This window comes from Paenibacillus sp. O199 (genome assembly GCF_001636635.1).
Classification (GTDB): Bacteria; Bacillota; Bacilli; order Paenibacillales; family Paenibacillaceae; genus Paenibacillus; species Paenibacillus marchantiae.
The window spans coordinates 12,215-27,752 of sequence record NZ_LGRP01000022.1 but is presented as its reverse complement, the minus strand read 5'-3'; the positions used below and the strand labels follow the sequence as shown (position 1 = coordinate 27,752).

The window sequence follows — 15,538 nt, the reverse complement described above, 5'->3', positions numbered from 1 at the left end:
CGAGAAGATTTGCATGATCCAGATCACGAGCAGCAGCGATTCAAAACGCTCAAAGATCAATCCCTGTAGCTCAAAGCTTCTCATCAGATCCAGGGTAGGCCACGTTCGAGTTTTCATGCCTTCAATGGAAAGACTTCCGATTACCATAACTACCGTAATTAAGTAGATGCCTGTCGGAACGAGCGTACCCCACATTACCGCTTTGATCCCTTTTTGCGGGTGCTGCATATAAGCCATGATGACAAACATCACTTCATAGCCCGTATACGCAAGCAAAGTTGACTTAAGTCCCTTGAATACCGGCATAATCCCTTCTCCCAATACGGGTCTCAGGTTATTAATTTCAAACAGTTTGCTGCTAAGCAAAATCGCAATGACAAAAATGATAAGTGTGATGGGCAAAATAATCTCGAATAAACGTGCTACTGCACCAAGACCGCCTGAGTTCAAATAGATGCCCACCCACATGAAGACCATAACAATAGCCCAGACCGGTGTTCCTTCCAGCAGATAAAGTCCGGTTACTTCTGCCATGACCCGAATTTCAAATGCCGAAATGACCAGAAAATAGATAATCGCAACCGCTCCCAGTATAAAAGCAATCCATGAACCTGTTATTTCCTGAACAAACTGAAAACCCGTTTTGCCAGGAAATCGTCGGCACAGGATGACGAGCATAATGCCGATAAACGTGGCGATTAGCCCGGATATGATGATGGAGATCCAGACATCCGGTGTGTCTACCGCCTCAACCGTAGTACGCGGAAGTGTCAAAATCCCAGCGCCCAGCATGTAATTGATAATCATGACTCCGGTCTGGGTTGTCGTCAGCTTATCCGTGGGACGATTCACGTTATCACCTCTTTGCTCTGGTTTAAAATGTTTATGTTAATCTTGCTATTCATCTATTTCTTGCGATCCGGATCGGTAGGGTTCATCATGCGCGGACGCCGCCTCATCATTTTTAATGGTGCACGGATCAGCAAGTCCTTCCATTCGCTCAAGCTATACGGAACCACTGGGCTGACATAGGGAACCCCAAAGCTTTTCAGGCGCACGAGATGGCTGCAAATAAGCAGGAAGAACATAATCACCCCGAATAATCCAAGCGCCGCTGCACTGAACATGCCTGTAAAACGTAAAATTCGCAGTGTAATTCCAGCACTATAGGTAGGGATGGAAAATGAGGAGATCGCCGTTACCGCAACTACGATGACGAGAAATGGACTGACAATACCGGCCTGTACGGCCGCATCCCCAATAATGAGACCACCGACGATGCCCATCGCCGGACCGATCGGTTTGGGCAGACGTATACCAGCCTCACGCAATATTTCAATGGCTGTCTCCATAATGAGAGCTTCAATAATGGAAGGAAACGGTACACCATTTCGCGTCTCAATAATGGTCAATGCCAACTTCGTGGGAATCAGACCAGGATGAAATGAAATAAAGGAGATGTACAAGGCAGGAGCAAATAGCGCAATCATGGCTGCAAGAAAACGAAGCATGCGCAGAAATGTGCCTGGTATCCAGCGCTCATAATAATCCTCAGGAGATTGCAGCAGCATGCTGAAGGTTGCGGGCACAATTAAGGCAAACGGTGTACCATCAAGCAGTATGGCAACACGTCCCTCTAACATTCCGCTGATTACGCGGTCTGGCCTTTCCGTGTTTTGGATCTGTTGAAACGGACTCAGCTCATCGTCTTCAATTAGCTGCTCCACATAACCGGATTCCAGCATGACATCCATATCCAATCCTTCTATGCGCCTCTGGACCTCTGCCACAAGCTCAGGATCGGCAATATCCTCTATATACGCGATAGCAAGATCCTTCTTGATCCGGGTACCCACTTCAAATTTCTGAATAAACAAACTCTGATTGCTTCCGAAGCGTCGCAGTATACCTGTATTGTCACTGAGATGCTCCGTAAATCCAATTCTTGGCCCGCGAAGCAATGCTTCGGACAAGGGCTCTTCAATGTTGCGGCTTATTCCTTTGGGTGTGCCAATCATCAGTGCACCTTGCATGCCATCCACAAGGAGTGCATTTTTACCCCCAAGTACTCCCAAGGCCAGCTCCTGTAACGATTCGGTCTCCTGTATCTGGCTGACAGGCAGAAGTTGATTACTTAGATAGTTCTTAATCTGATGTATATCGGCTGGATGAAGGAAGCTCTCCTGTTGCAGTTCCGGTACACCCCTGATCATCAGAGGTGTAATCAGATGCTCATCAATCAATTGCTGGTCCACAAGACCATCAATATACATGACCGCTGCCCTTGTATTCGTGCCTCGTATTGTAAACTCTCGAATATGTACATCAGCATTCTGAGCAAAGGTCTCCTTTGAACTAATTAAATCGGTAACATAATTCCCGGTAAGCTTGATATTGGCATAACGCCCTGTTTCTAAACTCTGGTTCTCATCAGATCCTGATGATACAGATTGCTCGTCGTTATTGCCTTGGTTTTGATCTGTAGAAATTGCGAAGCTTCCCTGATCCACGGAAGAACGAATCCAACGGGTTATTTTCAGAATCGATAGCGGAATGACACATAACAAAAAAGCCTGTAACCATATGGGCCACTCCGGCACGTACGACCAAATCGTTGACCACATCACCCTCACCCCAACATTTCTCTGCGCTATGAACTTGCAGGTATTCCAGAGTATTGTTTCCCCGATTGCTCACAATAATTCCCGTTTTTTTGAACAACAAAAAGCAGATGCCTCTATTGGCACCCGCTTCCCTAGGGGTTATTGGAGTTTACCTTATCTATACGATTTTGGTTACGTGTTGCGCCTTCTCATCAAGTAGATGTGCAGACGCCGCAATGGTTGTAAAATCATTCAACGCCACCTCGATCTGCTGCTGACTTCGCTCCACGTAGCCTTCAACCTTCTGTGTTCCGCCAGAAATGTTCGTAATCTCTTTGGTTATCCCATTCACACTATCCCGAATCTCATTAATGGAATTTTCGACCATAGCCGATAGTTTGCGTACTTCCTTGGCTACAACATCGAACCCGCGCCCATATTCGCCTGCATGTGCCGCTTCAATCGCAGCGTTCAGGGCCAGAAGCTGGGTCTGCGACGCAATTTCGCGAATCGTTTTAACAACTCCCTGGATAGAACGTGCCTGTTCTTGCAAATGATTCAGTGTCGCTCGGTTGTGGGCGGAAACTTCAGATATATACGTGATACTGGACATCAGCTCACGGCTTCGCTCAATGCCGATATCAGCATGTTCGTTCAGATCATGTGACATCGTCTTCAGTTCATTAACTACAGCTGAAATATTATTCTGACGGGTCGTGATGTTTGTAGCTATTTTGGACACACCCAATATATTCTGATTCAATTCATCATAGACGGGCATATATGTCGCTTCAAGCCATACGGGATTTCCCTTTGCATCCTTGCGTTCAACCTTGTCCTGGAAGCTAGTACCGTTAAAAATACTACTCCAAAACGCGTTATAGTCAGGGCTTTTCACGAACTCGTCGAAACAAAATTGCTCATGCTGCATGCCATACATCTCAGCTACGGAATAGCCCATCGTCTGGGCAAAAACTTCATTTACATACGTAACCCGTCGATCCATATCGAATCGAATGATAGCCAGACTTTTCTCCATGGCCTTAATGACCAGCGCATCGGTAACAACATCTTTTTTTTCCACATCTACTATAGGCAAAGCGATCCCCACTCCCTGACTTCTTCCCATGATTAAACCGTTCTCATTCTGGCAGTTCCTGTTGTAGTGCAATTATGTATTCAACTGAATAGAGACGACTCTATTATTGTATACTCCAATTGCAGTCAATTGGATCACTCCCAAATCAATTTCTAACAATTCGGTTACGGCTTGACTTTTTATACCCAATAAACTAACTGTCTAAACATTATTTTTCATGAGCAAATTCTAACACAAAAAGGAGCGGATTAACCGCCCCTAATTATGGTATAACCTTCCATAGCTTTGATGTTATCAGTAGTCGTCTCTGTATATTACGCTACCTGTTTCATCCATCAGTCTCGCGGCAATTTATCTGCGTACCGACTGCGCAAGTCAGCGAGCCGCTCCAGCTTAGACAGCGCATGGTCCTTCTGCATCAATCCCACCGCCAGCACCAGTTGTTCCATTAACAGTAGTGGAGTAACCATGGAATGAAATTCGCCAAGCTCCCCTCTACTAACGTAAAAAGATAACTCCGTCCCCAATCCATATAAGAGGTCTTCCCGATCTGTTACAAGTACGGCTTTACTGTCTGTATCTCTGGCATAATCCAGAATGACCTCTGCTTCAGGCAAGAGTCTTGTAAAACACATCAGCAGCACAACATCCTCCCGTTGCATATGCATCAGTGATTCCAATAATTCATGGCCACCTCCGGCGAGGTGGATGACCGTCAATCCGAATCGGGATAGCCGAAAGGACAATAATTCCGCCAAACCAGCGGAAGGCCCTGGAGCATACACATATACTCTTCGTGCTTCAGCAAGGATGGCTGCTGAATGCTCCAGATCCCCCTGCTTCATATGGGATAACGTCTCCTGCAAATGGCTGACAGAGGCCTCCAGTAACTGAACGGGAAGGCTGTCCGTATCCATGCGGGATATGGTTTTATTTAATTTAAGGGCAGGTGTAGTGTCTTCGGATGTACGAAGCCGGATTTTGAATGCTTTGGCATTGTCATATCCAACCGCCCGCCAGAAACGGGATACGGTCGCAATACTGACCCCCAGCCTGTCGGCAATCTCCTGTTCCGTCATGAACAGAATCTCTTCCGGATTGCGTTCAACAAAATCAGCAATTTTCAGATGACCTGGCGACAGCTGTTCTTTATGAGTAAACAAATTCATTCCGTATGCACTCCTTTTCTCGCTCTGCACTCAGTATATCAGTTGAAAGGAAGAGAAGTGGGCTATGTATGTAATATTTTTTTCATTAAAATCTTAATGTGTAATAAAAATTACATCCGATTTACAAATGTCTTCTTTCCCGTTAATACTCTGCCCCTAGACTGTGGCTATGATGATCACTAACTTTCAGGGAGGTATGTATCGATGAAGAAGATGACTGAGCGTTATACGCTGACGTCTTCACAGAAAATGATGGTGTTTGTGCTATCCATGTCACTGTACGGCTTGTCCAACATGTTCACAGAGCTTATTCCCAAGCTCCAGCTTGGACCGATTGAATTGTCTGTTGAGTACTTTGCCTTCATTCCGCTGACACTTTGCATTTTGTTCCACCCCATGATTGCTGCCCTTGGTGCGGCTCTTGGCGAAGTGATCTTCGGTGAGCTGATGCTGGGGCAATTTGGCGGACTGGGCGAGCTGGAGAAATTCCTTACCTTTTCCTTTGCCATGTATGTCGCAGGACGTATGGTCAGTGATCCTCGCAATCGCAGACAGGTCGGAATCGCAGCGATGACAGGCGTCATCATTCATCAGTTCCTTAGTTCACTGGTGGATATCGGTAAAGTGTGGATTGGTGTGGAGCAGCTGGAAGCCGTCCCTGGACTTGCGGAAAGTGTTGTGCTGATTGAAGGGGTTGGCTTTCTGAATGACGTACTGTTCTCAGGCATCCTGTTCGCTCTGCTGCCTACGCTGTATCTCGTACCCCTACTCTATGGCAAAATTGAACCACTGCTCGGCATCAAACCTCGTAATCCAGGGATGAAGTATGAAGGAATCGGCTTCTTCCGTCCGAAACTGATCCTGATCGGTGTGCTGCTGCTTGGGCTGGCCTTTGGTGCGGAATCCCTGTCCGAAATGGATATCAACTTCGCTGTTTGGGAGACGGACTATGCAGATCAATATGGTTCGGCTTCAATATGGATTAGTATCGGAGCTGCCGCATTGGTTGCTGTGGTGACATTACTGATCATGCGCGCTAAACGAAGCAAAAACAAAACGGTACCCGGTACGGAGAATCGCCCTTATGCATAATGAAATGTCCACATCAGCTTCTGTTTCCGCATCGGATTCTGCCATTTCCATTCAAAATGTCATCTTTACGTATCCTGGCTCCGAAGAGCCCGTCCTGAACGGAGCTTCACTCGAACTCCCACGAGGCAGTTTTACAGCCATTATCGGGGGCAACGGTTGCGGCAAATCCACCCTGTGCAAGTTGTTTAATGGCCTTATTCCTCAATTCTATACAGGGGACTTCTACGGTGAAGTCCATGTACTTGGAACGCCTGCCGAAGGACGAAGTGTTGCAGACCTATCCAGAAAAATCGGTTACGTATATCAGGATTTCGATAACCAGCTCGTGCGGCCCACCGTTTTGGACGAGGCTTGCTTTGCACCACTCAATTACGGACTGCCCAACTATCGGGAGCTCGGTGAACGCGCACTTGCCATGTGTGGTCTGGATACCATTCATAACCGATACATCTGGGAATTAAGTGGTGGGCAGAAACATCTGCTCGCTCTGGCCGGTGCTCTGTCGCTCGACCCCGATATCCTGATCGTGGATGAACCTGTCTCACAGCTTGACCCGCAGCATGCAAGACTCATCTATGAGTGTCTTTCGAAATTGAATACGGAATATGGCAAGACGATTATCGTCATCGAGCACCATACTGAATTTATCGCCGACTTCTGCGCAGATGTGGTATTGATGGACAAAGGCCGGGTCTTGTGGAACCTTCCTGTTAAGGAAGGTTTGAATCGAATTGCGGATCTGGAACGGCTGGGCATTCAACCTCCTGAGGTTACACGGGCAGCTATTCAGGCTGCAGAGTTATCGCAGGGAGAAAAAACAATTGCGGGCCTCTCAGGTTCAGAACGACGCTTCCCGATTACTGTGGAAGAAGCAAACGTTTATTTTGCCGAGCATTACCCATCCATTCCATCCGCTTCTTTGCAAAATGAACCTTCATCCTATTCGAACTTGGCACGCGACGTTTCTAGCCAAATTGCAAATACAAAGCGTTCAACGCCTGCCTCGGCTGCTGAACCGTTGATGCCTATCGTTCAGTTTCATCAAACCCGGCTGCGTTACAGAGGACTGGGCAAAAAAGAACATGAAGTCATTCGTGGTGTTAATATTTCACTCCATGAAGGAGAACGGATTGCCTTGATTGGCAACAATGGTGCGGGTAAATCCTCCTTACTGAAGATGATGGCTGGCATTAGCCTACCTCAAGAAGGCAGTGTCAGTGTTCTGGGTGAAGTTACGCACCGTTCCTCTTTGGAGCAGCTGGCGGGGAAGGTCGCCTATATTTTTCAGAACTCTTCCGAAATGTTTATCGAAGACAGTGTTCGTAAAGAAGTCGCGTATTTCCTGAAGAACCGTCGCATCCCGGAAGCTGACCAGCAAATTGCACATGTACTGGAGCGTTTTCGGCTTACTCCGCTGCAAGAGCGGGATGCCCGGCTTCTCAGTGGTGGACAACAGCGGCGTGTCACACTTGCCATCGGTGCAGCCATAAAGCCTTCACTTATGCTGCTGGATGAGCCCACCGCCAATCTGGACCTTGCCACTCGCGAGGAACTGATAGGTGTACTGGATGAGCTGGATCAGTATGTGCGAACAACCGTCATTGCCACGCATGATATGCAGCTGGTTACCCAGTGGGCTAGTCGCGTTATCGTGCTTCACAATGGTCAGGTGGAAGCAGACGGCACACCTGCCGACGTGTTTGCGGATGAGTCCCTTCTGCGCCGCTCCGGACTTGCGCTTACACAGATCATGGAGCTCTCCCACCGGATGGGTCTACCGACACTTTCACCGACAACCGAGGCTTTTGTTGATACTCTCTTGAATCAATCACTCACCAAGGAGGATATGCATCATGCAGCTTGTCCGCAACTGGTTTGACAAAATATCCATTGAACGCATTCAGCTTGAGCTGATGAATACCGTATATGGCAGCGGACATGCCAGCCTGTCGCGGATTGATCCCCGTGCCATGCTGATCTGGTATCTCTTTTTTGCCATCGTTCCCTGGTTTGTTCATAACGGAACTGTGCTGCTCGGCATGTTTCTGTTGATGGTGACTACCACCATATTGTCCAGAGCCGCTCCTTTTATCATTATCATTCTCTGCTTAGGATTAATCGGCCAGGTCGGGTGGATGTTTATCATCTCGCTGTTCTTCGGTGGCAATCTGGAATCTGCATTCCCCCTGCTGCTGCTTACTTTGAAGCTGTCCATCGTCTCGCTGGCGAGTATCACCGTCTTTTCGGGCATGGACCCGGAACGGATCGGCGATGGGTTACTTGCGCTCGGCATGCCTGCGACGTTTTCTTTCAGCCTCTCTTATGCTTACCGCATATTGCCGGTGCTGTTCGGTGAATTCCGCAACATCATGCTGTCCTACAGACTGCGAGGTCAGGTTCCCTCCCGGCACGGATGGCTCTATTGGCGGCTCGTTGTCTACTATATGAAGCTGTTCGTTGTGTCCTTCTTCCCGCTAATGCTGGCTACCGCCAAACGTTCCCGCACAACGGTGGAAGCACTGGAGACACGCGGTTTCTCGTACGGCATGAAACATCCTGAGTCCAAACGCCTGAAGCTGGCCCATCTGAAAATCACCTCACGTGACCTCGGATTTCTCGCCGGATCGGCAATCTATGTTACACTGCTGTTCTGGCTCGGCGGGCATTACGAGATTCTGTAATTCAAAATAAAATGCTGTAACTATTCATACCATTAATCATTCATGGAATAAAGGAGTGTCTTCTATGCGCATTGATCTTCATACACACGGCAAATTATCCAAAAACTCTGATTTCTCGGTCGATTACTTCACCGAAATGGTCAACGAAGCCATAGCCAGCGGGCTCGAAGCCCTTGCGCTTACCGAACATTTTAACACCCGCAACTTCTACGAGGTCTATGAGACGCTGGATCGTCTTTATCCATACAACGGGGAGTACTACGATGCAGATGGACTGCGCATTTTTCCCGGCATGGAAGTGGATATTCAGGAGACAGGACATATTTTGCTGGTGGGTCAAAAAGAACATATTCTTGCCGTCCGCAGCGGCCTGGAGCAATATACAGCCAAAGGTTCATTCATTCCTTTTGCCAATCTGTTGGATATGGCCGAAGCATGGCCTTTGCTCAAAATTGGCGCACACCCTTTCCGCGAGTCCACCCCGCTGTATCAACTCGATCGTGATTTATTGGGACGTCTGGACGCTTTTGATCTGAACGCCAAGGATATGTATCAATACGGCATCGAGACGTGCCGCGGTCAGGTTGAACCATTCGCCCAGTCCCTCGGTAAACCCGTCACTGCCGGAAGCGATACCCACCAGTGCCTGCAATACGGTAGTGTGTTCAATGTGCTGGATCGTCCATGTGCATCGGTTGCCGAGCTCAAAGAGCAAATTCTCGCTGGTACGTACGGCATCGAAATATCCAACGATCTTCCTCTCCGTGTCAAAGCCTCCGTTATGCTGAAGAAAGTGATGAAACGTCTTGCCAAGCTAGAAGCTACCCGTTTGCAAAAAGTATAGGGAAAAGAAGACCACAACTTCTAAAGAATTCAAAATGAGCCCAAAGGATATACATCCTCCAGGCTCATTACGGATTCACTTTCACCTAATTAAAAATCATGCACCGTCACACAAAGCTGAATCACGATTCCGAACGGATCACGGACGATTCCATACCCCGGACTAAACTCGTTTTGCTCATAAGGCACCAACACCCTAACCTGCTCATGTTGTACCAGCGAATTATACAGCTCCGTCATCGTACTTTTATCTTTCGATTGAATGCATAATGACGTGCTGTTTCCCTGCTGCCACGGTCGACCCGTATCCATTTCTTCCTCAGCAATCATCAATTTATTTACCCCGATCTGGAGTACCGAATGTGTTATATATTCATCCTGCCCTTCAGGATACTCAAACCCCGGATTCATTTCCTTCATCTCTTTATAATTTTTCTTGAACAACACATTAGCCCCCAGGTACTTCTCATAAAAAGCAATGGCTGCCGCAGCGTCTCCATTCATCGACAGAAACGGGATCACTTCAAAATTCATCTGTATTGCCTCCTTCGTGTGATTGGATTACACTGTTTACTATAACGACAAAAGGTGCCAATCCATGGCACCATTGAGAGGTTTTTTTATGAAAAAATCAGAACGCATGAACCAGATGCTGCGCTTTATCAATCAAAAACAACACTTCACCCTGCAAGATCTCATGCAGGAGTTTCAGATATCCAAGAGAACCGCATTACGAGACATCGCGTCATTGGAGGAAATCGGTGCTCCCATTTATGCCGAGTATGGACGTTATGGGGGATATCGTTTGCTTCAGCAAATGCAGCTGCCACCCATTTCATTTAATACAAGTGAGCTTCATGCCCTCTACTTTGCCATGCAGGCATTGCGCAGCTTTACCAACCTGCCCTTTCAGATCTCTTTTCGTTCCATTCACGAGAAGTTTCTAAGTGCCTTATCCGAAAACCAGAGACAGGATATTGAACAAATCCAGCATCGGGTCTCTTTTCGACACACCGAGCAAATCCGGGATAGTGAGCATTTGGAGTTTCTATTAATGGCCGCTGTACAGAATATAGTGATACAGATTACGTATCAATATATTCGCAGTAGTAGTAGTAACCCAGATACCAGCTCAAATCCCGATAAAACTAAGCCCAGCATACGCACCATTCAGCCAATCGCCCTCTATGCCATGAAAGGCTACTGGTATTGTCAGGCGTATGATCTCGATAAACAGGCGTACCGTGTGTTCCGATGTGACCGGATCACCTCATCCGAGGCGACAGATATCGAACCTATACCACATATTAATGAACTCAATCTACAGGATGCCCACTCGTTATGGAAACCATCAGAGAACGCTATCCCATTCAAATGTCTGATCAATGAAGCCGGGGTTGAGCTGTTCCTGCAAGAACAGTTTCCATCCATGCGGATCATTAACGAATCTGGAACTGATACTGAACAAACTGGATACGCCTATTTAGTCGGGTCGTATGAATTCCATGAGCTTGAGTTCATCATTCGCTATCTCGCAAACTTTGGCAAGTCCATCAAGATCATGGAGCCCGATACCTTAAAGGAATCCTTAAGACAGCACTATGTGGATTTACTCGACCATGTTTAACTACCGCCACCAATAACCACTTAATGTTTACGACTTCATCGCACATTGATATCACTCTTTTTCCGTCAAACTCTGGACTCTGATTTATCATGAACCGCTGGAGAGCTTTTTTTATTGCCTATCGCCAACTGAACTATGATTTGCAGCACGATGATTATAGCCAGACCATAGAACGCTTGGACAAAACTGCCCGTGGTATCATGGAGCCAGCCGATCGCCAGTGGACCGAGGGCGCCCAGAATGTAACCGCCCGATTGGGTCATGGCTGACCAAGCGCTGGCTTCCTGAGCGTTATTCGTCTCATCAATGGGCAACATTAGAGCGATCGGGAATAGTCCCCCGGCACCAATGCCGAGTGGGATCGCGGCCAGCCAAGGACTGACGGACAGGTTCAGCATTAAGACGCCTATTAACTCCATTAACGCACATCCAACAAGCCAGAATACACGTCTTTGGTAACGGTGAACGAGCATTGGAATGAATAACGTAGACGGCAATGAAATTAACGTAAATAAAGTTTGGATGCTGCCGGCAGTCTCTTTCGTATATCCCTGGCTCTGGATCGCAGGCGCAAGCCATGCAGTCAATGAATAGAAGATTGCTGCCATCAGTCCGAAGAACACTGTCAGCACCCATGCTCGTATATTTTTCACTGGAAGAGCTTCAACATTCACAGCTGAAACCTGCCCCGATTGTCGATCCTTTCGTGCTGACAAGGCTAATTTTATCCAGATCGGCAAAGCAATGACGGCGAGCAATGCCCACATCGCTGATGATCCCTTCCACGAACCCCCCAGGAGATTTTGAAGAGGAACCGATAATCCAACGCTAATGCTGGCCCCCACGACCATAGCTGTAGAGTAGATCCCCACCATGGCAGCAACTCGTGTAGGGAAGTACTGCTTGATAAAGCTGGACAACAACGGACCAGCCAATGCAATCCCAATACCGGATAGAAATGAAGTAAACATCATCAGAGGCGTTGCACCCACGAACAACCGCAATGCCGTACCTATTCCAATGAGGATTAAAGCCAAAACGATCGCACCTTCATTCCCCCACCTCCTGCTTAGCTTTACGGAAAATGGAGCGAATATACCCATACATAATACGGGAAGCGTAGTTAACAGACTTGCTGCAATTCCGCTAATACCCAGATCACTTTGTATGGTACTCATTAAGGGAGAAATGGATGTAATGGGTGGTCGCAGATTCAATGAAGCCAGAATAAGCGCCAGAACGATATAAAACAGTTTCACTATAGATCACCTCATGTATGTTATATAGTTGCATTCACTAATGATCCAGGCTGTAGATCTTTTTGTGGTGCAAGACTAGTATAGAAGCATTATAATGATTGAACAATACAATAGTTTCTATTAAAATGATTATAAAAACCAATGATTAGAGGGGAAGCATATGGAAATCCGTCAAATGGAGAACTTTATCGTCGTTTGTGAGGAACTCCATTTCACACGTGCTGCAGATAAAATCGGCATTTCTCAACCTACCTTGAGCCAACAGATTCGAGCGTTGGAGGATGAGTTAGGTGTTCCCTTGTTCGACCGGGTAGGCAAAAAGATTGTGATGACGCAGGCGGGAACGCTATTTCTGGAGCACTGTGTACAAATGGTTCGGCATTTACAGAATACCCAAGATGCATTAGCTGAATTCCGCAATGATCAGCGAGGCAAGCTGGTGATTGGTGTCCTACCGTCCGATTTGGACTACCGTCTTACTCCATTGCTCGTTAATTTTCATGCCCATTTTCCCAAGGTGAAATTAAAGGTTGTTTCTTCGATTTATGTATTGAATCAAGTGTTGGATAACGAAGTAGACATCGGCATTGAGCTTACTTCCATTTCAGATGACCGTCTTGTCCGCATTCCTTTGTGCAGCGAAGAATACGTACTCGTCGTTTCGGAGAACCACGCTTGGGCTGAACGAAATGAGATTGGAATTAAGGAACTGCGCGATATTCAGACCGTAATGTTCCCAGAAGGATTCACAGGCAGAGAACTGGTTGATGGCTATTGCCGGAAATATGGTTTCACCTTGAATACAATTATGGAGACAAGTTCGGCAACCTCCATTATTAGTCTGGTCAAAGCTAACGTTGGCGGTACGATACTGCCCTATCCACTGATCAAGGCAATGAATGAACCGACATTACGCATCATCCGAATCACGGACGATGCTCCTTACCGTCACTTTGAGATCATTCATCGGTCCGACCGTTACCTGACCCAATCTGCCAAAGCATTTATTGAGAAAACCATTAATTATTTTAATCAAGGATAAGATCAGAGGGAGAGTGACTTGAATGCAAATAAAAGAGGTTAACTTGTTCACACATCAAATGGAGGCAATGAAGCAGTTTTACGGTACGTTATTGGAGTTGGAGCTACTGGAGGAGAGTACATCGTCCGTATCGTTCCGCACAGGAAATTCGGTCCTTTCATTTCAGCAAGCTCCTGGCCAGGAAAAGCCCTTCTACCATGTCGCATATACGATTCCGACAAACCAACTCGCTGAAGCCAAGAAGTGGGTTCAAGATCGAAACATCTCTTTGCTTTCTAAAGATGATAAAGATGAATTCTATTTCCCCTACTGGGATGCTACTGCTTTCTATTTCTATGACCCGAGTGGTAATTTGATGGAGTTCATCGCTCACCATTCGTTGGATAATGCAGTCGAAGAAACCTTTGATTCTAGGCAGCTGCTGTGCATTAGCGAGATCGGCCTGCCTGTCGAAGATGTACCCGGTACCATAAGCAAAATGAATGGACAGTATCACCTTGAACCCTTTGCCGGAGACGGAAAGCAATTTGCCCCCATCGGTGACGCAGAAGGCATGTTTATTCTAATCGATAAAGAGATGCCCTGGTTCCCAGACGGACGTATGCCCGGCGTTTTTGCCACTGAGGTGAAGGTTGCAACGGGGCAACCCGGTAGTCTACGTATACAGGATGGTCTGTATTCCATTGTTTCGATTTGATGTTAGAGTGTACTGAATGAAAAGCTCAAGAGGGACGTGCGACTCAATACTTACCAAAACCATCCTCACAAGTGATATCCGCCTTAAGAATATCGTACAGATTTTGTTTGGAATTCTCTAATTTTTTCTGAGCATCTTCAATTTCTGTTATTTTCGCTTGGATAATGCTCGCTTGTTCATTACTTGAAAATCCCTGTTTAGAGATCATAGATTGGATCTCATGGATCGTAAAACCAACAGCTAAACATTGTTTAACTACATCCAGATGCTGAATAATGCTCTCGGCATATATCCGATAGTTATTTTGATCTCTCAGCATATGTTCATCCGTGATAATACCTATCTTCTCATAATAACGAATAGTGGATATCGGAAGGTTTACACTCTTGGCTACTTCACTAATTTTCATATGGATCGCCCTCGTTTCTTTTTCTTGCTATAAAGTATACTTCATAGTTTACAATCCTCATAGTGAGACGAATTGAGGTAATCCCATAACCCACTCTCACCAATATTAGATATGAGGAGAGATATCCATATGAATACAATTACCGGCCAATTCAACAAAACAAATGATTTTGATACCATCGTCTTGGAGCGCCATTCCGTTAAAGTCTATGACCCTGAAGTCAAAATCAGCCGCCAGGAGATGACCGAGATACTGGCGAAAGCTTCACGTGCCCCTTCGGCGATTAACATGCAACCGTGGCGTTTTCTTGTCATCGACAGTGCTGAAGGCAAAGAGAAGCTTGCACCACTAGCCTCTTTTAACCAGACACAGGCACTAACGTCCTCGGCTGTCATTGCCGTGTTTTACGATGCCAATAACGTTGAATACATGGAAGAGATTTTCAATAAATCAGTGGAACTTGGATACATGCCACAAGACATCATGGATATGCAAATGCAGCAGGTAAAACCTTATTATGCGAACATAAACGCATCCGAACTACGTGATATTAATCTCATTGACTCAGGTCTCATATCCATGCAACTCATGCTCGTTGCCCGTGCCCATGGCTATGATACGAACCCTATGGCCGGCTATGATAAAGACCAGATCTCTGAAGCCTTCGGACTAGATAAAGAGCGTTTCCAGCCCGTGATGTTGATCTCCATAGGTAAAGCAGCCAAAGATGGCTACCCTTCCTATCGTCTCCCAGTTGAAACGATTACGACTTGGGCGTAACCAATAGTAAATTCTAAAACAAACATGACAATGGAAAACTCTATTTATGAGCATCATTTTTAAACTCATTTCAAATTATCCTGTTGCTCGTGGGTATTACCAGTTAGAAATTAATCGTGTAGAGAATCATTACTTTCATTCGAAAAATAGATAAAATTTCTGTTCGGCCCCTATAACCAGAGTGCTTACCCTATAAACTTTGCTTCAGTCAAAGGATTTCATAAATGTGCCCTCTAC

At 46.4% G+C, this 15,538-nt stretch carries 15 protein-coding genes; 8 read left to right on the top strand and 7 right to left on the bottom strand.

All coding sequences use genetic code 11. The annotated features are described in order from the left end of the window. From A6049_RS23995 to A6049_RS23980, 4 genes are all read right to left on the bottom strand, one after another. Window positions 1–807, bottom strand: an 807-nt coding sequence (locus A6049_RS23995; protein WP_240321526.1) for a GerAB/ArcD/ProY family transporter, incomplete at its 3' end; no start/stop codon positions are given. A 98-nt stretch (window positions 808–905) separates the two neighbouring features. Next, window positions 906–2,624: a spore germination protein gene (locus tag A6049_RS23990; RefSeq protein ID WP_063567061.1), complete on the bottom strand. Its 1,719-nt coding sequence runs from the start codon at window positions 2,622–2,624 to the stop codon at window positions 906–908. A gap of 157 nt (window positions 2,625–2,781) precedes the next feature. Beyond that, complete coding sequence (locus A6049_RS23985; RefSeq protein ID WP_063567060.1) at window positions 2,782–3,732, bottom strand: methyl-accepting chemotaxis protein; 951 nt, start codon at window positions 3,730–3,732, stop codon at window positions 2,782–2,784. A 305-nt stretch (window positions 3,733–4,037) separates the two neighbouring features. Further along, on the bottom strand, window positions 4,038–4,871 hold the full coding sequence (locus A6049_RS23980; RefSeq protein ID WP_063567059.1) for a MurR/RpiR family transcriptional regulator: 834 nt from the start codon (window positions 4,869–4,871) through the stop codon (window positions 4,038–4,040). A gap of 204 nt (window positions 4,872–5,075) precedes the next feature. On the opposite strand from A6049_RS23980, the gene A6049_RS23975 reads away from it, so the two are divergent. The 4 genes from A6049_RS23975 (at window position 5,076) to A6049_RS23960 (ending at window position 9,488) form a co-directional block, all read left to right on the top strand. Continuing rightward, window positions 5,076–5,963, top strand: coding sequence for a DUF8171 family membrane protein (locus tag A6049_RS23975; protein ID WP_063567058.1), 888 nt, complete (start codon window positions 5,076–5,078; stop codon window positions 5,961–5,963). Continuing rightward, window positions 5,956–7,842 carry an ABC transporter ATP-binding protein gene (locus tag A6049_RS23970; protein WP_240321524.1) on the top strand — a complete coding sequence of 629 codons (1,887 nt, stop codon included), beginning with the start codon at window positions 5,956–5,958 and terminating at the stop codon, window positions 7,840–7,842. The genes A6049_RS23975 and A6049_RS23970 overlap by 8 nt, the downstream gene beginning before the upstream one ends. Continuing rightward, window positions 7,817–8,644 carry an energy-coupling factor transporter transmembrane component T family protein gene (locus A6049_RS23965; RefSeq protein WP_063567057.1) on the top strand — a complete coding sequence of 276 codons (828 nt, stop codon included), beginning with the start codon at window positions 7,817–7,819 and terminating at the stop codon, window positions 8,642–8,644. Before A6049_RS23970 ends, A6049_RS23965 begins: the two co-directional genes overlap by 26 nt. Window positions 8,645–8,708: 64 nt before the next feature. Further along, entirely contained in the window at window positions 8,709–9,488 is a 780-nt protein-coding gene (locus A6049_RS23960) for a PHP domain-containing protein (protein WP_063567056.1), read from the top strand. 89 nt (window positions 9,489–9,577) lie between these two features. Here A6049_RS23960 and A6049_RS23955 read toward each other — a convergent pair whose 3' ends face one another. Then, window positions 9,578–10,021, bottom strand: coding sequence for a VOC family protein (locus tag A6049_RS23955; protein WP_063567055.1), 444 nt, complete (start codon window positions 10,019–10,021; stop codon window positions 9,578–9,580). Between the two features lie 88 nt (window positions 10,022–10,109). Between A6049_RS23955 and A6049_RS23950 the strand changes: the two genes are divergently transcribed. Next, window positions 10,110–11,114 carry a helix-turn-helix transcriptional regulator gene (locus tag A6049_RS23950; protein WP_063567054.1) on the top strand — a complete coding sequence of 335 codons (1,005 nt, stop codon included), beginning with the start codon at window positions 10,110–10,112 and terminating at the stop codon, window positions 11,112–11,114. A gap of 65 nt (window positions 11,115–11,179) precedes the next feature. Here the strand turns inward: A6049_RS23950 and A6049_RS23945 are convergent, their stop codons facing one another. Beyond that, window positions 11,180–12,373, bottom strand: coding sequence for an MFS transporter (locus tag A6049_RS23945; protein ID WP_063567053.1), 1,194 nt, complete (start codon window positions 12,371–12,373; stop codon window positions 11,180–11,182). Between the two features lie 160 nt (window positions 12,374–12,533). Here A6049_RS23945 and A6049_RS23940 point away from each other — a divergent pair, with 160 nt between their 5' ends. Further along, window positions 12,534–13,415, top strand: coding sequence for a LysR family transcriptional regulator (locus tag A6049_RS23940; RefSeq protein ID WP_063567052.1), 882 nt, complete (start codon window positions 12,534–12,536; stop codon window positions 13,413–13,415). 22 nt (window positions 13,416–13,437) lie between these two features. Beyond that, entirely contained in the window at window positions 13,438–14,112 is a 675-nt protein-coding gene (locus tag A6049_RS23935; RefSeq protein WP_063567051.1) for a VOC family protein, read from the top strand. 43 nt (window positions 14,113–14,155) lie between these two features. Here A6049_RS23935 and A6049_RS23930 read toward each other — a convergent pair whose 3' ends face one another. After that, window positions 14,156–14,521, bottom strand: coding sequence for a MerR family transcriptional regulator (locus A6049_RS23930; protein WP_063567050.1), 366 nt, complete (start codon window positions 14,519–14,521; stop codon window positions 14,156–14,158). A gap of 129 nt (window positions 14,522–14,650) precedes the next feature. Here A6049_RS23930 and A6049_RS23925 point away from each other — a divergent pair, with 129 nt between their 5' ends. Further along, the gene (locus A6049_RS23925; RefSeq protein ID WP_063567049.1) at window positions 14,651–15,301 is read left to right on the top strand and encodes a nitroreductase family protein; all 651 of its coding nucleotides are present in this window, start codon (window positions 14,651–14,653) and stop codon (window positions 15,299–15,301) included. The last annotated feature ends 237 nt before the right edge of the window (window positions 15,302–15,538 follow it).

Coding starts and splice junctions, on each gene's coding strand:
- A6049_RS23990 (WP_063567061.1), bottom strand. CDS start 2,624: ATGTGGTCAACGATTTGGTCGTACGTGCCGGAGTGGCCCATATGGTTA.
- A6049_RS23985 (WP_063567060.1), bottom strand. CDS start 3,732: ATGGGAAGAAGTCAGGGAGTGGGGATCGCTTTGCCTATAGTAGATGTG.
- A6049_RS23980 (WP_063567059.1), bottom strand. CDS start 4,871: ATGAATTTGTTTACTCATAAAGAACAGCTGTCGCCAGGTCATCTGAAA.
- A6049_RS23975 (WP_063567058.1), top strand. CDS start 5,076: ATGAAGAAGATGACTGAGCGTTATACGCTGACGTCTTCACAGAAAATG.
- A6049_RS23970 (WP_240321524.1), top strand. CDS start 5,956: ATGCATAATGAAATGTCCACATCAGCTTCTGTTTCCGCATCGGATTCT.
- A6049_RS23965 (WP_063567057.1), top strand. CDS start 7,817: ATGCAGCTTGTCCGCAACTGGTTTGACAAAATATCCATTGAACGCATT.
- A6049_RS23960 (WP_063567056.1), top strand. CDS start 8,709: ATGCGCATTGATCTTCATACACACGGCAAATTATCCAAAAACTCTGAT.
- A6049_RS23955 (WP_063567055.1), bottom strand. CDS start 10,021: ATGAATTTTGAAGTGATCCCGTTTCTGTCGATGAATGGAGACGCTGCG.
- A6049_RS23950 (WP_063567054.1), top strand. CDS start 10,110: ATGAAAAAATCAGAACGCATGAACCAGATGCTGCGCTTTATCAATCAA.
- A6049_RS23940 (WP_063567052.1), top strand. CDS start 12,534: ATGGAAATCCGTCAAATGGAGAACTTTATCGTCGTTTGTGAGGAACTC.
- A6049_RS23935 (WP_063567051.1), top strand. CDS start 13,438: ATGCAAATAAAAGAGGTTAACTTGTTCACACATCAAATGGAGGCAATG.
- A6049_RS23930 (WP_063567050.1), bottom strand. CDS start 14,521: ATGAAAATTAGTGAAGTAGCCAAGAGTGTAAACCTTCCGATATCCACT.
- A6049_RS23925 (WP_063567049.1), top strand. CDS start 14,651: ATGAATACAATTACCGGCCAATTCAACAAAACAAATGATTTTGATACC.